General features: G+C 55.9%; 17 protein-coding genes and 1 tRNA gene. 9 read left to right on the top strand and 9 right to left on the bottom strand.

Going from position 1 to position 18,228, the window contains the following annotated elements; translation table 11 throughout:
- Positions 1 to 13 precede the first annotated feature (13 nt).
- Positions 14 to 640 carry an FMN-dependent NADH-azoreductase gene (locus tag MID00_RS14925; RefSeq protein WP_026483011.1) on the top strand — a complete coding sequence of 209 codons (627 nt, stop codon included), beginning with the start codon at positions 14 to 16 and terminating at the stop codon, positions 638 to 640.
- A gap of 295 nt (positions 641 to 935) precedes the next feature.
- On the opposite strand, the gene ribA is transcribed toward MID00_RS14925, so the two are convergent.
- Complete coding sequence (gene ribA, locus MID00_RS14920; RefSeq protein ID WP_009456248.1) at positions 936 to 1,607, bottom strand: GTP cyclohydrolase II; 672 nt, start codon at positions 1,605 to 1,607, stop codon at positions 936 to 938.
- Between the two features lie 311 nt (positions 1,608 to 1,918).
- On the opposite strand from ribA, the gene MID00_RS14915 reads away from it, so the two are divergent.
- Together MID00_RS14915 and MID00_RS14910 are read left to right on the top strand one after the other, a co-directional pair.
- Complete coding sequence (locus MID00_RS14915; RefSeq protein WP_039941590.1) at positions 1,919 to 2,431, top strand: hypothetical protein; 513 nt, start codon at positions 1,919 to 1,921, stop codon at positions 2,429 to 2,431.
- Positions 2,432 to 2,511: 80 nt separating this feature from the next.
- Positions 2,512 to 3,210, top strand: a complete 699-nt coding sequence (locus MID00_RS14910) for a cytochrome b/b6 domain-containing protein (protein ID WP_009456245.1) — start codon at positions 2,512 to 2,514, stop codon at positions 3,208 to 3,210.
- A 153-nt stretch (positions 3,211 to 3,363) separates the two neighbouring features.
- On the opposite strand, the gene MID00_RS14905 is transcribed toward MID00_RS14910, so the two are convergent.
- On the bottom strand, positions 3,364 to 5,010 hold the full coding sequence (locus tag MID00_RS14905; protein ID WP_254499000.1) for an AarF/ABC1/UbiB kinase family protein: 1,647 nt from the start codon (positions 5,008 to 5,010) through the stop codon (positions 3,364 to 3,366).
- Positions 5,011 to 5,275: 265 nt separating this feature from the next.
- Between MID00_RS14905 and MID00_RS14900 the strand changes: the two genes are divergently transcribed.
- A complete protein-coding gene (locus tag MID00_RS14900; RefSeq protein WP_060186892.1) occupies positions 5,276 to 6,127 on the top strand; it encodes a neutral zinc metallopeptidase in 852 nt (283 codons plus the stop codon).
- Positions 6,128 to 6,202: 75 nt separating this feature from the next.
- Positions 6,203 to 6,278: transfer RNA gene (locus MID00_RS14895), tRNA-Lys, on the top strand.
- A 316-nt stretch (positions 6,279 to 6,594) separates the two neighbouring features.
- On the opposite strand, the gene MID00_RS14890 is transcribed toward MID00_RS14895, so the two are convergent.
- The 3 genes from MID00_RS14890 to MID00_RS14880 form a co-directional block, all read right to left on the bottom strand.
- Positions 6,595 to 7,899 (bottom strand): MFS transporter, encoded by a 1,305-nt coding sequence (locus MID00_RS14890; protein WP_254498999.1) that lies wholly within the window; start codon positions 7,897 to 7,899, stop codon positions 6,595 to 6,597.
- A 36-nt stretch (positions 7,900 to 7,935) separates the two neighbouring features.
- Positions 7,936 to 8,814: a TauD/TfdA family dioxygenase gene (locus MID00_RS14885; protein WP_026483019.1), complete on the bottom strand. Its 879-nt coding sequence runs from the start codon at positions 8,812 to 8,814 to the stop codon at positions 7,936 to 7,938.
- 88 nt (positions 8,815 to 8,902) lie between these two features.
- On the bottom strand, positions 8,903 to 9,379 hold the full coding sequence (locus MID00_RS14880) for a MarR family winged helix-turn-helix transcriptional regulator (protein WP_052362886.1): 477 nt from the start codon (positions 9,377 to 9,379) through the stop codon (positions 8,903 to 8,905).
- A gap of 1,468 nt (positions 9,380 to 10,847) precedes the next feature.
- Between MID00_RS14880 and glnK the strand changes: the two genes are divergently transcribed.
- Both glnK and MID00_RS14870 read left to right on the top strand, forming a co-directional pair.
- Positions 10,848 to 11,186, top strand: a complete 339-nt coding sequence (gene glnK, locus MID00_RS14875) for a P-II family nitrogen regulator (RefSeq protein ID WP_009456229.1) — start codon at positions 10,848 to 10,850, stop codon at positions 11,184 to 11,186.
- 14 nt (positions 11,187 to 11,200) lie between these two features.
- The gene (locus MID00_RS14870; RefSeq protein WP_254498998.1) at positions 11,201 to 12,442 is read left to right on the top strand and encodes an ammonium transporter; all 1,242 of its coding nucleotides are present in this window, start codon (positions 11,201 to 11,203) and stop codon (positions 12,440 to 12,442) included.
- A 120-nt stretch (positions 12,443 to 12,562) separates the two neighbouring features.
- Here the strand turns inward: MID00_RS14870 and MID00_RS14865 are convergent, their stop codons facing one another.
- Positions 12,563 to 13,015 carry a cytochrome c gene (locus tag MID00_RS14865; RefSeq protein ID WP_254498997.1) on the bottom strand — a complete coding sequence of 151 codons (453 nt, stop codon included), beginning with the start codon at positions 13,013 to 13,015 and terminating at the stop codon, positions 12,563 to 12,565.
- A 98-nt stretch (positions 13,016 to 13,113) separates the two neighbouring features.
- Complete coding sequence (purB, locus tag MID00_RS14860; protein WP_009456227.1) at positions 13,114 to 14,490, bottom strand: adenylosuccinate lyase; 1,377 nt, start codon at positions 14,488 to 14,490, stop codon at positions 13,114 to 13,116.
- Positions 14,491 to 14,725: 235 nt separating this feature from the next.
- Between purB and MID00_RS14855 the strand changes: the two genes are divergently transcribed.
- Entirely contained in the window at positions 14,726 to 15,337 is a 612-nt protein-coding gene (locus tag MID00_RS14855; RefSeq protein ID WP_009456225.1) for a glutathione S-transferase family protein, read from the top strand.
- A gap of 59 nt (positions 15,338 to 15,396) precedes the next feature.
- Here MID00_RS14855 and MID00_RS14850 read toward each other — a convergent pair whose 3' ends face one another.
- The gene (locus MID00_RS14850; protein WP_254498996.1) at positions 15,397 to 16,242 is read right to left on the bottom strand and encodes an AraC family transcriptional regulator; all 846 of its coding nucleotides are present in this window, start codon (positions 16,240 to 16,242) and stop codon (positions 15,397 to 15,399) included.
- An 83-nt stretch (positions 16,243 to 16,325) separates the two neighbouring features.
- Between MID00_RS14850 and MID00_RS14845 the strand changes: the two genes are divergently transcribed.
- The gene (locus tag MID00_RS14845) at positions 16,326 to 17,420 is read left to right on the top strand and encodes an alpha/beta hydrolase (protein WP_254498995.1); all 1,095 of its coding nucleotides are present in this window, start codon (positions 16,326 to 16,328) and stop codon (positions 17,418 to 17,420) included.
- On the opposite strand, the gene MID00_RS14840 is transcribed toward MID00_RS14845, so the two are convergent.
- Positions 17,407 to 18,219: a sulfite exporter TauE/SafE family protein gene (locus MID00_RS14840; RefSeq protein ID WP_254498994.1), complete on the bottom strand. Its 813-nt coding sequence runs from the start codon at positions 18,217 to 18,219 to the stop codon at positions 17,407 to 17,409. The genes MID00_RS14845 and MID00_RS14840 overlap by 14 nt on opposite strands.
- Positions 18,220 to 18,228 lie beyond the last annotated feature (9 nt).

The following is an 18,228-nucleotide window of genomic DNA, read 5'->3' as shown; positions in this document are numbered from 1 at the left end:
GACACCAAACATCATGAAACTGCTACACGTAGACTCCAGTATCACCGGCGCCAACTCCGTTTCCCGCGAACTTTCGCAATTTGTGGTTGATCAACTGCGCCAGCAAAATGAGCAAGTCCAAGTGGAGCATGTAGATCTGGCCCTGAACCCGCCACCTCACTTTTCGGCTGACTCCCTGGGCATGCGCCTGGGTCTGGACCCAGCCACCCTGAGCGAGCGCCAGCGTGCCGAGAACGCCATCACCGAACAATACCTGAGCCAGTTCCTGGCTTCCGATGTGGTGGTGATTGGCGCCCCCTTCTACAACTTCACCATTCCTAGCCAACTGAAAGCCTGGATGGACCGTCTGGCTCAAGCTGGCCGCACTTTCCGCTACACCAGCAATGGCCCAGAAGGTCTGGCTGGCGACAAAACGGTTTACCTGGTTCTGAGCCGTGGTGGCATCTACTCCGAATCGGAGCAAGGCCAGGCCATGGAACATCAGGAAAGCTACCTGCGTGTGATGTTCGGCTTCATGGGTGTAACGGACCTGCGTATTGTGTACGCCGAAGGTCTGGGCAAAACCCCAGAGCTGCGTGATCAGATTGTAGAGAACGCCAAGGCCAGTGTCAGCGCCTTGCTGGAAAAGAGCCCTGCCTAAGACCGGGAAGGCCTGGTTCGACCAGGCCTTGGCTGTTTAGTTCTGCACAAGCAGCCACCCGCCCCTTCAGCTCTCAAGCCTGAGCAAGCAAAGATAAAGCCGGATCCCAATCCCTGTGTGGACATCGGATCCGGCTTTCTCTTTTGCGTTGCCTGCCAGCAGGCAGCACATTCTGATCGCGCTTAATCTCCACCAGAGAAAAACACAAAGGGCCATCAATTGGCCCTTTGTGTTGATACCGCGATAAGCAGGAACGAAATCGGAGCAGAATCAATTTCTGCCCGCGCGCCCCTTTTTATTCGTCTGTTTCCAGCCAGTGGCCCAAGCGCAGACGCTTGGTGTTCAGGTAAGCCTCGTTGAAGGGATTACCTTCAATTTGATGCGGCACACGCTCCACCACATCAATGCCAATTTCCTGCAGGGTTTTTACCTTGCGCGGATTATTGGTCATCAGACGCAGCTTCTGGATACCGACGTGCTCGAGCATATCCTTGCAAATATCATAGCGACGCATATCCGCAGGAAACCCCAGCTTCTCGTTGGCTTCCACCGTATCCGCACCCTGATCTTGCAGGTTGTAGGCACGGATCTTGTTCACCAGACCAATACCCCGCCCTTCCTGGCGTAAATACATCAAGGCACCACGGCCTGCCGTAGCAATACGTTCCAGCGCCAATTGCAGTTGAGGGCCGCAATCGCAGCGCAGGCTGAACAAGGCATCGCCCGTCAGACACTCGGAGTGGACACGGGCCAGGACAGGCTCGCCGTCGGCCACATCCCCCAGGGTCAACAAGACGTGTTCTTTTTGATTGCTGCGCTCTACAAATACATGGATTTGGAATACGGCCCAGGGGGTAGGCAAACGGCTGGAGCTGACGTAGTCCAATAAAGCGCCGGGTTTGGCCTGCTGGGCAGCCAGCGGGGAGTCCGATTCTGATGCCAGTGCGGCATCCGGGATGGATTGCATAATGAGTCTCTGCTGCAACGAAGAAATGCGGCTTGGCCCCATCCGGGGCAACCTAGCAATGATAGCCCAATTCAGTCCATTTCTTTAAGCCTGAGGCAAGATGCTTTTCAGGACTAATTTCGCTTGTCCCCCCTATGACACAGACATGAAACATTCACCTTATGTGCCTATCCTTATAGCGAAAAGTTCTGCGATCCGGTATTCTACGCAACAAGAAAATACATAAAATGTTATGAAACTTACAAATACAGATGATCTATGGCGCTTTGTGTTTTTCACTGAGCCTTGATCATCCTCTTACTCGATTGATCATGCCCGCCACTAAGGTCTTTATTCGTTATGTTGTGATTGGGCTCGGCTTGGCCCTGCAACCGTTTGTCGCCCATAGTGCGGCAAGCCAGACCTGGCCCCAGCCTCCTTCTCAATTAAGTCTGGACAGCCCCTACGGCACCTTGCAAGTGAGCCAGAGCGATTATGTCTATGAAGCACAACTGCAACTGGACTCGCAAATCATCGCGCCCGAACTCAAGGGCTTGATCAATATTCCCTACGCCTTCAGACAATCCAACAACCAGACTGCGTTGATTTCGGTGGACAACGGCCTGGGGGGTTGCTCGATTTATTATCACTGGGTCACAGTGTCCTCCAAGGGCTATACCGTCTCGCCAGCGTTTGGGTCTTGCAGCGCACAAATTCGAGTACGCCACCAGGGTCAAACCCTGATCATGGAAACCCCCAGCCTGGATAATCCCACCCTGATCGACGAGTACCGTTACGACGGTCGCAAGATCAGTTTGCGCAAGCGCAAACCCCGCGCTCAATAAAAGAAGGAACCCGCGGCGGAAAACGGACTCCAAGACAACACTGACTATAATCAGTTGTCTTAGTCTCTCCGGATTTCCCCATGCAAGCCTCCTCGACTCGCCCTTTACTCATCTGGGATCTACCCACCCGCCTGTTCCACTGGCTGCTCGTGATCAGCATCGTGGGCTGTTTTGTGACGATCAAGGTTGGCGGTTTGTGGATGGACTGGCACGTACGCTTTGGCTTGCTGGCCCTGGGGCTGCTGGCATTTCGCCTGGTCTGGGGCCTGATTGGTGGTTACTACTCCCGCTTCAGCCACTTCCTGCCCAATCCTGTACGCAGCCTGCGCTACTTGCGTGACAAGCCCGCGGTTTACCCAGGCCACAACCCCATCGGTGCCTGGTCCGTCTGGATCATGTTGATTGTGTTCGGCTTTCAAGCCGTCTCGGGCCTGTTTGCCAATGACGACATCTTCACGACTGGCCCTTTGGCCTATCTGAGCAGCGACTGGTCCAAAACCCTGACGGGCCTGCACAAAGCCAATGAATGGATCATGCTGGCCATTATTGCCTTGCATATCCTGGCTATTTTCCTGTATCGCGTGTTGCGTGGTCAGAAATTAACCAGCGTCATGGTCAAGGGCAGCATGCCGGTTCCCGCCGATGCCAGCCTGCCTGCCAGCAAAGACAGCTGGAAAACCCGTTTTCTCGCTCTGATCATTGTGGCTCTGATTGCCTGGGGCGTGTACTGGATGACAGGTCTGGCACCCGTAGGCGGTGGCATGGACGACTTTATGTAAGGCCGACTTATCCCCAGAAGCTGTGAATAAACCTGGGGATAATGCGGGGACTGTTTGGGCTGAGCCGCATTTTTACTAGCCGTCTTTTAAACTGGACGGTGACTAGCCGCTTGAGCACTTCCTGCGCAGAAAGCGACGGCCTCAAGATACTTCTTAGCGCCGTCGCCAAAATCCCCACAAAACCAGAACCAGGCCCAGCACGGCGGCTAATAAACCCGCCCAGCTGAAAATAGTCAGGCCCAGCCATGCGGGACCGCGCGTAACCAGCACCGGACCCAAAATCAATACAAAAGCCGCCGTCACAATCGCAATGGCCAGACGGGTGGCTGCCTTTTCCAGCGACGAGGCCAGACGCGGCATGCCCTCGATTTGAATACGCGCCGAGATCTTTCCTTGCCGCACCCTATGCATCAACAGACGCAGCAATTGGGGCGCATCCATGGCCAACTGCCGCGACTCCAGCAAACTGCGTTGCAGGTCCGCATAAACACGACGTGGCGAGTACTGCTTGCGCATCAAGCCCATAATCACGGGCTGCGCGACTTCGACCACATCAAACTGCGGGTCCAGACGCTTCAGCACACCGTCCGCCGTGATAAAAGCCTTGAACAGCAAGGCCAGATCCGGCGGCAGAATTAAATGGTTCTCGCGCGCCAGAGCCATGAAGTCCAGCAAGGCAGCCGAGATGGACAACAGCCCACTGCTTTGTCGGGCTACATAACGCTGGGCACTTTCTTCCAGACGGCTCCAATCAAAGTCCTCTGCCCCGGACCAGTCCAGCAAGGTCGTTGCCACCCCATCTGCCTGTCCATCCACAATCGCCCGTAGCAACACCAGCAATTGCTGGCGGCGACGTTCCGTCAAATGGCCCACCAAGCCGAAATCAATAAAGGCAACCTTATTGCCCGGCAAGGCCATCATATTGCCGGGGTGCGGATCAGCATGAAACAGCCCGTCCTCCAGCACCATATGCAGGAACGCCAAGGCACCTCGGCGGGCCAATAAAGGACGATCCGCCTCAATGGCTTGCAACTGTGCCTCTTGAATGGGCGAGACCCCGGGGACAAACTCCTGCACCATGACCGTCGCGCTGGTCCACTCCATATAGACACGCGGAACCACAATGTCCTTGAAAGGCTGCATGTTCTCGCGCACCGCCAAGGTATTGGCCGCTTCGCGGGTGAAGTCCAGCTCATCGGCAATGGCTTCAGCCAGGGCACGCACGATATCGTAAGGGCGATACTCGGGCAGCAGGCCTTGTTGCTGGACCAGGCGGGCAATCTGTTTCAACAAACGCAAGTCAGCCTGAATCAGTGGCTCCAGACCAGGGCGCTGCACCTTCACCACGACTTCGGTGCCATCCCGCAAACAGGCGCGATACACCTGTGCCATGGAGGCCGAGGCCAGCACCTGGGTGTCAAAGCGCGCAAAGGCTTGATCAACCGTTTGACCCAAAGCCTGCTCCAGCTCGGGTCTGATCGTTTCCCAAGGCACCGGCGCGGCATGACCTTGCAGCTTCTCCAGCTCCTGCGTCCACTCCAACGACAGCAAATCATTACGTGTAGCCAGAATCTGACCCAGCTTGATAAAGGTCGGACCCAGCTCTTCCAGCGCACGTCGCAAACGTTCAGGTGCCGAGCGCTCGGGCATTTCGGCCGCCACCGAGGTCTTGTTACCGGGCAGGAGGTCCGACAAGCCCAGGCGATGCATCACATCCCCAATCCCGTATCGAGCTATAACCGCTCCAATGGCACGGACTCGTGCATGGTCGCGCAAGGCCAACAAGGTTCCTCCCAACATACTCGCTCTCCAGTAGGGTACGCTCTGAGAAAAGTAGCATACCGCAGTGTCCCGGTGACTTACTTATCCACTTATCCACATTTTCAGTGGGCAAGCTCGGGGATAGCCTTTGGACAAGTCACATTAAGCCAAGCAATTCAATGACTTGTCATGGCGGGGTAATTAACGCCCCCTACCCGTTTTCCGATGACAAGAATCGAAAATGCCCCTGCTCTATCCACGGAAATCAGAGTACATTGACGTTTTCCAATTCAAGGAGAGCGTGATGCGTCTGGATAAGTCTCGCTCCAGCCGTAATGTCGAGGACCGCCGTGCCAATGGGCCACGATTGAGCGGCGGCAAGATCGGCTTGGGGACAATCGTGCTGGCCCTGGTGGCCATGTACTTTGGGGTGGATCCCAGTGTGGTGCTGAACCTGGCCGACGGCCCTACCAGCGCCCCTCAGTCTCAACCCGTTGCAGCCTCGGATGCACAGGGCCAAACCATTGCCAAGATCCTGGGCGAAACCGAGGATGTCTGGCGTGATGTTTTTGCCAAGCAAACCAATGGCAGCTACCGCGATCCCGTGCTGGTGCTGTACCGGGGCGCTACCCCGACCGCCTGCGGGGCGGGTCAATCTGCCATGGGGCCGTTTTACTGCCCTGCCGATCAAAAGCTTTATATAGACTTGGGCTTTTTCACCGAGATGGAGCAAAAGATGGGCGTCAAGGGCGACTTTGCCCCTGCCTATGTGATTGCGCATGAAGTGGGCCACCACGTTCAGAACCAGTTAGGCATGATGCGTCGTGTCGATGAGGCCCGTCGCAGCGGCTCCGCCTCCCAGGCTCGTCAAGCCTCCGTACGCCTGGAGCTTCAGGCTGATTGCTATGCCGGTATTTGGGCAAACCACGCTGACGCGCAACGCCAGATTCTGGAACCAGGCGATATTCGCTCGGCCCTGGATGCCGCTCAAGCCGTAGGCGATGACACCTTGCAAAAGCAATCGCAAGGCTATGTAGTCCCCGATTCCTTTACCCACGGCAGCTCGCAACAACGCATGGCCTGGTTCATGGAAGGCTATAAAACCGGACAGCTGAAAATGTGCGACACCTTCACCCGTCCTGACCCGGTCTCCTGATAAACGTAAAATTATGTAACCTCGTCTTGCGCTAGATAATTTCCGTTCTATAATCTTTTTCTTCGCAGGAAACGGGGGTCGTTAGCTCAGTTGGTAGAGCACTGGACTCTTAATCCATTGGTCGACAGTTCGAGTCTGTCACGACCCACCACATGTCCTGCTGCTTACGGTACACCATGCCGTAACACCGTAAATCAGCCCGCTACTGCAGCGGGCTTTTTTGCGTCTGAACACTATCCCTGAGAAGCTCAAGGGCCCTGCCAATTTTTGAGTGGCAGGGCTTGGGTGACAATACTGCACACGGTCAATAGTCGTGGCACCCATTCTGTAATTCGGTCATGAAGCGGCCCGCATGAAACCCGTCACACTTGCCATCATCTTTTCCTGAATCTCCATACTGTCCATCCAGGCAAGTGTATAGAAAAACGCGGTAAGCAGTGCCACTCTGCGTTCTTCAACACCCTGCCTTAAACAGAAGCCGAACCACTCACAGAACTTCCTGCCTTTGCCTGAATCTGCGACAGCGTGCGGGAGGGATCCACCAAGACAAAACCCAGCACGGCTCCCAGCAGCAAAAGTACGGCCGTCAAGGCAAAACCCTGGTGAAAACCGGCAAGACCTGGCTCGGCCTGAATCAGTCTTCCCATCACAATCGGTGCAACCAGACCCGCTGTTGTGGACAAGGAATTGGTGATGGCCAATGTAGAACCTCGCTTTTCGATTGGGCTGATTTGCGCTGAGATTGCCGAACAAAGCACAAAACCGACCTGGGGGAAACTCAAGCCCAAGGCGATCAGCACAATCCCCGCTGTTGGACCCGGCTTCAAGTAAGCGGCCGCCAGCAGGCACAAGGCCCCTGCCAACAAGAAACCTACCGTGACCAGACTGCGTGCCACTCGGGACGAATACCCCTGACGCAAGAAGCGGTTGGACAGGTAAGAGCCGCCCGACACAATCGGGATTGCCACGAAAATGCACAAGGAAAACAGCCATCCCGCCGTGTCCGACGAGAAGTTCAGACCGCGTTGCAAATAAGCGGGCAACCAGGTAAAGACCAGCGCAGCACACCAGTACGCTACCCAGTACATCAGCAGGTTGCCGATGAAACTACGATTCAAAAGCACATCACGGTACGAACAGCGAGACTGCGGCTTGCTCTTGCCAACGGCGGGCACCGGATTCGCACTGATGGGACCATCCTTGCCCAACAAGGCCCATACCACCAGCCACATCAGCCCTGCTGCCGCTGTCACCCAAAACACCGAGCGCCAGCCATGACTGATGGTCAGGTAACCCACCAAGGGACCGGCCAGCAGCATACCTACCTGCCCACCCTGCATCACAATGGCCGTAGGCCAGGTACGCTCCTGATCCGGAAACCACTTGTAGCACGCGTGCAAGGCCAGGGGGTAGGCAGGGCCTTCCCCCACGCCCAGCAAAATGCGACAAGCCATCAAGGCAATAATCGTGCTGGCTCCCATAGCGATCGGAACCTGGGCTACAGACCAGATAATGACCAGCCCCACCAGCAGCAAACGCGAGGACACCGTATTGGACACAAAACCCACCACAATGCCCGAGATCGCAAACAGGAAGAAAAAGCTGCCTGCAATGGTGCCAAACTGCTGTGGCCCGATGGCCAGCTCCTCCATCAACGGCACGGCGACCAGACCAAATATCGCCTTATCGGCAAAGTTGATCACCATAAACAAGAACAACAAGAACACCACGACGTAGCGCTGTCCTGGGAAATACTTTTTCTGGTTTTCCATGTCTCCCCCCAACTTGTCAAAAGTGCAGCGATACGATCAATAAGGACGGTCACCAATAATGGTGGCTCGGGCCATTTTGCGGGGCAAAGGAAAATAGTCCTGAACGGCATAATGCTGAGTGGCCCGGTTGTCCCAAAACGCAATGGTGTGAGGCTGCCATTTCAAGCGCACCTGATACTCCGGGTGACGGGCCTGATCCACCAAATACTGCAGCAGGAAATGAGCACCGCTTTGCAGCTCGGGCATGCCACGGAAAAAGCCGGTTTCAATGTAGTTGGCCAGATGGGTAGTCCAGCTACTGACATACAAAATCCGCTGACCGGTTTCTGGATGAGTACGCACCACAGGGTGTGTCTGCGCTGGAAAACGATCTCGCATTGCCGCCCTGTCCTCCTCAGGAATACGGTCTATGAAACCAGGCAATAAATCGTGCACGGCTTCCAGCTCGTGCAAAATATCTTTGATGTGAGGCGGCAAGTTCTCATAGGCCAGTGCCATATTGCACCAGATCGTATCGCCCCCGGCGGGTGGACATTCAATGCAACGCAGAATGGAACCCATGGAAGGTTCGGCCCGCCAGCTGACATCGCTATGGTAGATATTCTCACGCCCCGGCTGCGTGTTATTGCCCCCCAGCAGCACCAGCTCGGGATAATCCGGATCGTGTGGAAAAACCGGATGCACTTCCAGCTCACCAAAGCAACGGGCAAATGCAACATGCTGTGCCGCATTCAAAGGCTGGTCACGAAACACCAGCAATTGATGCTTCAACAACAAGGCGCGCAGCTCCTGTACCTGCGTATCTTCCAGGGGCTGAGTCAAATCGACACCCGCTACCTCGACACCGATAGCGGGCGACATGATTCTGGTTTCCAAGCGGCTGGCTGCGATTGGGCTGTCTACGACCTGCGTCATGATCCTCTCCTGAATATTGTTTCGTTTCAAACGAAACAATATTAGCGTGAGAAATATCCAGCACAACTCGGTGATTACCCTTGAGACTTCAAATATGTGCGTCGCCGCTGAAATCGCTGCCAAAGCGCTGGACCATACGGTTCTCCAGGCGCGTCATCATTTCTTTAAAGGAGCTGAGCTCTTCCTGGCTAAGCACGGACGTCAGCTCCTGCTCCAGATCCAGAGCAATGGGCACAATGCGATCGTGCACTTGCTGGCCCTGCTCGGTCAGACACAGCAGATTGCTGCGCATGTCGTTTTCGTTATCGCGACGAGCAATTAACTGAGCGGCTGTCAGGCGAGAAACGGCACGGCTGACCTTGGCCTTGTCCATGCTGGTGCGCTCGGTCAAACTGCCCGAGGTCAGGGTGCCATAGCGTCCCAGGGTCGCAATGATGCGCCACTCTGGAATGGACAAACCAAATTGCTGTGCATGCTGACGCGCAAAGGTCACCGCAATATGCGAGGCCAGTATCGTGACTTGATAAGGGAGAAAATTCTCCAGGTCCAGGGTGGTTTTTTCCAACTCGCTTCCCAAGGCGCTAGTCCGCTTTCTGTAAGGAGTTTGATCATAGCATCGCCAGGCAATGGCTTCGCCGATTGGCTACCCAGCTTCTTTTCGATGCAACAAGAAAAAACAAGAGCGGCCTGCCCTGCAGTCATAGTTGTTTACTTTAGCTGCGCCCTAAATCCGATACGCTGGAAGATCACTTCAGTCAGGAGATGTTCATGCCAATTGCCATTGATCCCACCAAAGCGCCCGACACCACTCCTCCCGGCAAAACGCCCAACCCCGAGCCGGACCCTAAAAAGATTCCTGGCAATGAGCCGCCATCCAAAAAATAGTCAAAGGCCAGAGCTTTTGACGCTGCTATTTGCAGGAATTTGAACACTTGCTCGCCATACGCAGGTCGCATGTCATTACATTGAGATGCGGCCTGAAACGGCTGTCACATTTTCTGCAGTACAGTGAATCGTGGTGATATTTATTACAAACCATCACCCTACGCTAATTGGCAAGCCAGTTTGCAAACGCTATTACATCAACCACAAAATTATTTGAGGAGCATTGTATGGCCCAGCTAGACCGAGGCACCATGTGCATCATGTGCCAAACCCTTCCACTATCGCAACCCAACGCTCAACGACATCCTTACCTCAAACCCATCAGACGAGTCGATGACACTGACGAACCAAGCACCGAAAGTCTGTATCACTGCACTGTTTGTCACACCCATTGGCTATACCAACGCGACAAATGGGACGCCTGCCTGGGATTCAAATTATGGCAAGGAGGCCTGCAGGCATTTAACCGGCGGCATGTACCGCTTACCTTCCCCACTCAGAGTACAGACAGCAAAAAAACCAGAAAGCACAAAGGTCCTGAGCTGCTCTCTTGATCCTTGCTAGTCACAGAACTAGCTCTATCCATACACGGGCAGCGCTGACACGCGGGCTGCCCTGTGAATCCTCCTGGCGCCCTGCCTGCCATTCAGCCACGGCAATTCCAGCACGAACAGGTCTGTTCTGCCTGCTCTGCAGTCGGTCATTTTTCTGAACCGAATGTTGCAAAGTTAAGACTATTAAAAAAAAATGCGCACTTGTTGCGCCGCAACATATATTATTTTTCCATAGTCGTTGTTCCTGCGGTGGTGAGATGAGCGGAGACAGGCGTCACAGAGCGCTGCTGTTATCTCGCTGCCCACCGACTAGGCAAGACCGGGGTCACGTGCCTAGCTAGCTTACTCGCCTTGCCGGAATTGTGTTGCTCTTCAACCTACAACACAGGTCCGCTTGCCTACCACTTGCGTTCGCGCTGTCGCACACCCTGCTGACAGCCGGAGAGTCGCTCAAACCGGCGTTGCCCGGTTGCACACAAGCCATCCACCAGGATAACCCATCCCGGTCGGCCCCCTCTCAACCGTCTCCTACCCCTCTCGGTGTTCCATTGCATCCGCAAGGCCAGCTTGCCTGTGTTTACTTCAGGAACACCTATGAAATTGATTACCGCCATCGTCAAACCCTTCAAGGTTGACGAGATACGCGAGGCCCTTTCCGATCTGGGCATACAGGGGATGACGCTTACCGAGGTCAAGGGATTTGGTCGTCAGAAAGGCCACACCGAGCTTTACCGCGGTGCGGAATATGCAGTCGACTTCCTGCCCAAGATCCGCATTGAACTGGCTATTCCCGACGAGCAGTTGCAAAGCGTTCTGGAGGCCATTCAAAGCAGTGCCCGCACCGGACGTATTGGTGACGGCAAGATCTTTGTCCAGCCGCTGGACCATGTCATCCGCATCCGCACCGGCGAATGCGATGAGCAAGCCCTGTAATCGGAGACTCCATCATGAACAACGCTGATCTATCGTGGATGCTGGTCTCCACGCTTCTGGTACTAATGATGGCCGCGCCGGGCCTGGCCCTGTTTTACTCGGGGATGGTGCGTCAAAAAAATGCCTTGTCCATGTTATCCCAGACCTTGCTGGTGTTCAGTCTGGGGGTGGTGCTCTGGTTTATCTATGGCTACTCACTGGCCTTTACCGCTGGCAATCCCTTGATTGGCAGTTTCGACAAGGTCTTGTTCAACGGCATGTTCACCGCTGCTGACCAACAGTTCTCCATGTCGGGCACCTTGCCTGAACTGCTGTTTGCGTCTTTTCAGGCCACCTTCGCCGGTCTGACTTGCGCTCTGGTTGTCGGTAGTCTGGCAGAACGTACCCGCCTGTCCGCCATCCTGGTCTTTACCGTGATCTGGTTCACTTTGGCCTATCTGCCCATTTGCCATATGGTCTGGTTTGCCAATGAACAGAACGGCGGCTTGCTCAACTCCCGTGGCGCGCTGGACTTTGCCGGTGGCACGGTGGTGCATATCAACGCCGGTATTGCCGGTCTGGTCGGTGCCTGGATGATTGGCCCCAGACTGAACTACCGTCGTGAAGCCATGCCACCTCATAACCTGCCCCTGACCTTTATTGGTGCTGCTCTGCTGTGGGTAGGCTGGTTCGGTTTCAACGCAGGCTCGGCTTTGTCGGCCAATGAAAATGCCACGCTGGCCTTCTTCAACACCATGCTGGCAGCCGCCATCGGCGTTGTGGCCTGGACTTTGGGTGAATGGATCAGCAAAGGTCATCCTTCCTTGCTGGGTGCCTGCTCGGGTGCGATCGCAGGTTTGGTCGGCATTACCCCGGCGGCCGGTTTTGTGGCTCCTTCCGGCGCACTGGCCCTTGGCCTGATTACCTCCCTGGCGTGCTTGTGGGGTGTGAATGTTCTGAAGCGCTGGTTACGCGCCGACGATACGCTGGACGTTTTTGGCATTCACGGTTTGGGCGGGATTGTGGGCGCTTTGCTCACAGGTCTGTTCAACGCACCTGCTCTGGGGGGGCCTGGTACTGCAGCTGGCAACAGTATCTGGATGCAGTTGTGGATTCAGCTCGAAGGCGTGCTGGTTACGCTGGTCTGGTCCGGTGTGGCTGCCTGGATTGCCTTCACCGTTGCCAAACTAGTCTGCGGCGGCTTACGTGTCGATGCTGACCACGAGCGCGAAGGTCTGGATATCCGTACCCACGGTGAAACGGGTTATCAACACTGAGATCCCATCATGATTCGTGCCAATCTTGCCTGCAGGCAAACTGCTCCCTTTACACACAGGCACAGGCCTAAAAGAAAAAGCCCTCTTTCGAGGGCTTTTTTTTATAGGCAAACCAGTTGCTTATTTTTCTTTGCGGTAAGCGTCGTGACAAGTCTTACAGGACTTGCCCACATTACCGAAAGCCACGCGGAAGGCATCAAAGTCGCCCGAATCGGAAGCCACTTTCAGCTTATCGATTGCAGCGGTGAAATCATCGGTAGCTTGCTTGAAACCCTGAGCATCGCTCCAGGCCTCAGCTTTGGTCTCGCCGCCTTCGGTAGCAGCGCCAAATGCGCCCCAAGGCAAAGCCGCCAAAACCGTCAGCACTTCTACGTTTTTAGCGATTGCAGCCGCATCATACGGTGCTTCTTTTTTGGCCACGGGAGCCATACGACCAAAGTGCGAGCCAATCAGTGACATGCTGGCTTGACGGTAGTCCACGGCCTGTTCTGGCTTGGCAAACTGGGCGGTAGCAGGCGTGACAAACGCAGCACACAAGGCGGCAGCGGCAGTCAGAAACGCGAATTTTTTCATGTGAACTCCTGTGTGATGAAACATAAAACACTTCATAAAGCACTGGCTCAAGAAACCCGACCGGCTGTGCCCTTGTGCAAGAACACAGCCGTTTGGATTTAGATCGCCTGGGCCAACTTTACTGCCACACCCAGATAGCTGCGTGGAGTTAGCTCAAGCAAATAGGTTTTAGCGTCGGCGGGCAGTTCCAGACCGCCAATAAACTCGCGCAACGCTTCCTGAGTAATACCACGACCACGTGTCAGGGCTTTGAGTTGCTCGTAAGGCTGGGGCAAACCGTAGCGGCGCATCACCGTTTGAACCGGCTCGGCCAGGATTTCCCAGCATGCGTCGATGTCCGCATCGACAGCTGCGGCGTTCAGTTCCAGTTTGCCCAGACCACGCAGGCAGGCGTCGTAAGCCACCACGCTGTAACCCAGAGCCACGCCCAGGTTACGCAGCACGGTCGAGTCGGTCAGGTCACGCTGCCAACGGGAAATAGGCAGCTTTTCGGACAGATGGCGCAGCATGGCGTTGGCCAGGCCCAGGTTGCCTTCCGAGTTTTCAAAGTCAATCGGGTTGACCTTGTGCGGCATGGTGGACGAACCGATCTCGCCTTCTTTGAGGCGCTGCTTGAAGTAACCCAGGGAGATGTAGCCCCAGACGTCACGGTTGAAGTCCAGCAAGATGGTGTTGGCGCGAGCGATGGCGTCAAACAGAGCGGCCATCCAGTCGTGGGGTTCGATCTGAATGGTGTAGACGTTTTGCGTCAGACCCAGACCAGCCAGCACTTTCTGGCTGAAGGCTGGCCAATCAATTTCGGGGTAAGCCGAGAAGTGAGCGTTGTAGTTGCCGGTGGCACCATTCATTTTGGCCAGAGGCTGGACCGCAGCAATGGCCGCAATGGCGTTTTGCAGGCGAGCGGCCACGTTGGCAAATTCCTTGCCCATGGTGCTGGGGCTGGCAGGCTGACCGTGGGTGCGCGACAGCAAAGGCTGCTCGGCGTGCAAGCGGGCCTGAGCCTTGATGGCATCGCACACTTCTTGCAGTTGCGGCAAGATTACTTGTTCACGAGCACGCGTCAGCATCAGCGCATGCGAGGTGTTGTTGATGTCTTCAGAGGTGCAGGAAAAATGGATGAACTCAGCCGCAGCGGACAGCTCAGCGTGGTCGGCCACTTTTTCTTTCAACCAGTATTCCACGGCTTTCACGTCGTGGTTGGTGGTGCGCTCGATGGCTTTGATGCGGGCGGCATCGTCTTCCGAGAAGTTCTGCACCAGGCTCTTGAGTACCTCGCGAGCTTCGGCGGAGAAAGTAGGCAGTTCGGGCAGACCCGCGTCGGACAGGCCGATCAACCAGGCCACTTCGACCTCTACGCGATGCCACATAAATGCGGCTTCGGACAACAGGCCACGCAAGGGGGCGGTACGGCTGCCATAACGCCCGTCCAATGGCGACAAGGCATTCAGAGTGCTCAGGGTATCGGCTATGTGCATCGTTCTACAGAAAAGAAGGGGGAATAAAGTCAGCCCGCATTCTAACATTGCAGGCTGGCACCCGTATGCCACGCGTTCAGCATGGGGTCAGAATGCGACGGCTGTTCGAGGCTTTGACGAATAAACCACAGTTTTCCAACATTGTTTCCAGCGACAGGTTCAGGCCCGGCCTGCGGGACGTTCGCCCATAGGTTCCTGCTATACTTTTTGAGCCTGCAACTTTTGATAGCTTTTTATGAAACTTCTAGCTTCCCTCACCAGCCCATACGCGCGCAAAGTGCGTGTTGTCATGGCGGAAAAAAAGCTCGACTACGAGCTGATTCTGGAGGATGTGTGGGCCGATGACAGCGATATTCTGAAGCACAATCCACTGGGCAAAGTCCCCTGTCTGATTATGGATGATCAGGCAAATCTGTTTGACTCCCGCGTGATCGTCGAGTATCTGGATACCCTCTCGCCCGTCGGCCGCCTGATTCCCCAAGCCGGACGTGATCGCGCTGCAGTCAAATGCTGGGAAGCCATTGCCGATGGCTTGCTTGATGCCTGCGTTGCCATCGTGGTGGAAAAACGCCGTCCCCAAGAGCTGCGTCTACCCGCCTGGATTGACCGCCAAAACAGCAAGATTACCGCCGCCCTGCAATCCATGAACAACACCTTGGGTGACCAGTCCTTTTGCATGGGCACCAGCTTTAGCCTGGCCGACATTGCCGTAGGCTGCGCACTGGGTTATCTGGATCTGCGCTTTCCTGAACTGGACTGGCGCTCGCAGTACGGCAATCTGCAACGCCTGGATGAAAAACTCCAAGCGCGCCCCTCGTTTGCCAGCACCTTACCGCCTACGCAGTGAGCGTTGCGCCAGCAAGCCAGGGCCCATTCTTTTGAATGGGTTTTTTTATGTCTGCTGGTTCAGGCCTCGCCCAGCAATCGGTACATCCAGAAGGCCTCATCAGACTTCATGCGCTGGGCGAACTGGGCAGGCGAAAAGCCCGAAACCCGTTTGACCTCTCTGCCAAAATGAGACTGGTCGCTATACCCGGCTTGCAACGCCACATCAGACCAGACCGGATTTTCCTGCTGCTGCACCAAGGCAAAAGCACGCTCGGCACGCACATACAGCTGCAGCTCACGCTGGCTCTGCCCGGCCCAACGCTTGAATTGCCTTTGCATCTGACGCAAGCCCGTTCCCGTGCGTGTTGCTGCCATCCTCATCCCCAATGCCGTCAACCAATGATGCAAGGTGGCAGCACCTTCTGTCGCCAGACAGCCATGAGCACAACGATGAATTGCCGCCTCCAGCTGCTCGAATAAAGGGGCTTCTTCTGTGCCAGCTTGTCCAAGTGTCTGACAGCTGGCAGCGGGCAAGACCTGCTCCATGGGCAGTACCTGATCCAGAAAGTCGCTGGCCTCGATACCAAACACACGTTTCAAGGCATCCGGGTACAGTCCAATCGAAATCGCATGGACAGGCCCCGGAGACCAGCTAATGGAAGGTGTGCGCGAAGGCCCGGCAAACAGCATGCCGGGCAGGGGCTCTGACAGTACCGGACTCCCTCCATCCACGGGCGTCTGCACCATGTGCAGCTGGCCATGGAAAACCCAGGACAACACCACCAGGGGCGAAGCCGGATAACAGTTCAGACGTTGCTGCGGCAACAGATCCAGAGCACGGGTATCACGCTCCACGCCCAGATGGATAATGGACGCCGTTTTTCCGCTGGGGTGATGCAAACGGGCACAAGGCAAAGCAGACATGGGAGGTCGTTTCCGTTCTATCCGGCCCAGGCAAGCCGGGCCACACTGAAAGTCCTTTTATCCTACTTCAGCCCCGCCCTTTTATGCCCAAAACTATCTTGCAAGGTTCCTGGTCTCATCGTTGCCGAAGCGCCCTCGCCCTCTGGGCCACCACCATAGACGTACTGGCTCGACGTATCATCGCCAAACCGCTAGTGCCCGGCTGGTCCGTGCCTTTTGAAATCGCCACCCTGTTCTATCGCAAGCAGTTCAACCACGCCTTCCGCTTGCCAACCATAGCTGAAGGCCGCGCCTATTTCGACAGCTTGTACACGATTGCCGAACCGGACTTGCCCGTCCAGATGCAGGCCAGCACGTCCCCAGAACCACGGGGTGACTGGTTCATTCCAGATCGCCCGAACAGCAGCAAAACCATCTTGTACTTTCATGGCGGCGGCTATGCTTTCTACCCAATCGTGTCGCGCCACTTCATTCGTCTGCTGGCCTACAAGCTGCAAATACCCATCTTCGCCGTGGACTACCGCCTGACCCCGGAGCACCCTCACCCGACCCAACAGGAAGATGCGCTAGACGCCTACCGCTATCTGCTTGGACGTGGAATCCCCGCTCAGGATATTGTCCTGGCAGGCGACTCGGCAGGCGGACACCTGGTGCTGATGAGCTTGGTCGGCCTGCGTCAAGCGGGACTGCCCCAACCTTCTCTGGCCTTGGCACTAAGCCCCTGGACGGATATAGGACGACGCGGCGCCAGCCAGTTTGGTCATGATCGCTACGATATGGTGCAGGGCTATCAAACGCTGCAATACGGTCAATGGCTAAAGGGCAACGGCCCCTGGAGTGATGATCGACTCTCACCCATTGCACAGGATCTGCGACATCTGGCCCCCATCTACATTCAGGCAGGCGGCAAGGAAATTCTGGTCGACATGATCCGGGATTTTGCCCGAGAGGCGCACAAGCAGGGGGCCAATATACGGCTGGATGTCTGGCCGGATATGACGCACGAATTTCATGCTTACGGCAGCACACTACCGCAAAGCGAGCAGGCAATGACTGCGCTACGGACAGCAATTCAATGGACAGCTGGGGGAGTTTTTGAGCCGGCAGAAGAAACCGAACTGAATGGGCTGGACTGTGCGTATGGCAAAGTCCAGCCAGAAAACATCAAGCCTGTGTGATGGCCTGCGTAATCATGTAGATCGCCAGCACAGTCAACATGCCAGCAAAGATGCGCTTGAGCGTCACCTGATCGATCTTGTGGGCCAGACTGGCCCCCAGGGGGGCGGTACAAATACTGGTGGCCGAAACAATCAACAAGGCCGGCCAGTAGATAAAACCAATCATGCCGGGGTGGCTGCCAAAGGTAGCCTGCCCGGACCAGATATAACCCACACTATTGGCCAGAGCAATGAAAAAGCCCAAGGCGGCCGAGGTAGCCACGGCCTGCCGCACAGGCACATTGCCGCGCAGCATGAAGGGGACAGACAAGAAGGCCCCACCCGCCCCCAGCAGACCGGACACGAAACCGATCAAGGCTCCCATGGCAGCAATCCAGAATGGGGCTGGCAAAGAGCGGCCTTGCACCGGGGCCGACTTGCGTGCCATTTTGGAGGCCGAATACAGGACAAACACACCGAACACAATCGCCAGCGCCTTGCTGTTGATCATGGCAAAAATCGCGCCGCCCGACAGCAGCCCACCCAGGATCAGGCCGGGCACCATGACCTTGACCACATCCCAGCGAATGGCACCATGTTTATGGTGCGCCCTCACGCTGGACAAGGAGGTGAACAGAATCGTGGCCATGGCCGTGGCAATGGAAGCATGCACGGCCAGCTCTTGCGGCACACCAAACAGCGGTAGCAGGAAGGTCAGGAACGGCACCAGAATCATGCCTCCGCCAATCCCCAGCAGCCCGGCGGCCAAACCAATACCGGCACCCAGCACCAGCAAACTGATGACAAGAATGGGATCCATGCCCGCCTC

Source organism: Alcaligenes sp. NLF5-7 (assembly GCF_024266725.1).
In the GTDB taxonomy this organism is placed as follows: domain Bacteria; phylum Pseudomonadota; class Gammaproteobacteria; order Burkholderiales; family Burkholderiaceae_B; genus Alcaligenes; species Alcaligenes phenolicus.
Note: the sequence above shows the minus strand (reverse complement) of the source record. Positions and strands in the feature narration are given on the sequence as shown.

Bases quoted from the DNA above. Each gene is read 5' to 3' on its own strand.
- ribA (WP_009456248.1), bottom strand. From the start codon at position 1,607: ATGCAATCCATCCCGGATGCCGCACTGGCATCAGAATCGGACTCCCCG.
- MID00_RS14925 (WP_026483011.1), top strand. From the start codon at position 14: ATGAAACTGCTACACGTAGACTCCAGTATCACCGGCGCCAACTCCGTT.
- MID00_RS14915 (WP_039941590.1), top strand. From the start codon at position 1,919: ATGCCCGCCACTAAGGTCTTTATTCGTTATGTTGTGATTGGGCTCGGC.
- MID00_RS14910 (WP_009456245.1), top strand. From the start codon at position 2,512: ATGCAAGCCTCCTCGACTCGCCCTTTACTCATCTGGGATCTACCCACC.
- MID00_RS14905 (WP_254499000.1), bottom strand. From the start codon at position 5,010: ATGTTGGGAGGAACCTTGTTGGCCTTGCGCGACCATGCACGAGTCCGT.
- glnK (WP_009456229.1), top strand. From the start codon at position 10,848: ATGAAATTGATTACCGCCATCGTCAAACCCTTCAAGGTTGACGAGATA.
- MID00_RS14845 (WP_254498995.1), top strand. From the start codon at position 16,326: ATGCCCAAAACTATCTTGCAAGGTTCCTGGTCTCATCGTTGCCGAAGC.
- MID00_RS14865 (WP_254498997.1), bottom strand. From the start codon at position 13,015: ATGAAAAAATTCGCGTTTCTGACTGCCGCTGCCGCCTTGTGTGCTGCG.
- MID00_RS14885 (WP_026483019.1), bottom strand. From the start codon at position 8,814: ATGACGCAGGTCGTAGACAGCCCAATCGCAGCCAGCCGCTTGGAAACC.
- MID00_RS14870 (WP_254498998.1), top strand. From the start codon at position 11,201: ATGAACAACGCTGATCTATCGTGGATGCTGGTCTCCACGCTTCTGGTA.
- MID00_RS14855 (WP_009456225.1), top strand. From the start codon at position 14,726: ATGAAACTTCTAGCTTCCCTCACCAGCCCATACGCGCGCAAAGTGCGT.
- MID00_RS14840 (WP_254498994.1), bottom strand. From the start codon at position 18,219: ATGGATCCCATTCTTGTCATCAGTTTGCTGGTGCTGGGTGCCGGTATT.
- MID00_RS14900 (WP_060186892.1), top strand. From the start codon at position 5,276: ATGCGTCTGGATAAGTCTCGCTCCAGCCGTAATGTCGAGGACCGCCGT.
- MID00_RS14890 (WP_254498999.1), bottom strand. From the start codon at position 7,899: ATGGAAAACCAGAAAAAGTATTTCCCAGGACAGCGCTACGTCGTGGTG.
- purB (WP_009456227.1), bottom strand. From the start codon at position 14,490: ATGCACATAGCCGATACCCTGAGCACTCTGAATGCCTTGTCGCCATTG.
- MID00_RS14850 (WP_254498996.1), bottom strand. From the start codon at position 16,242: ATGTCTGCTTTGCCTTGTGCCCGTTTGCATCACCCCAGCGGAAAAACG.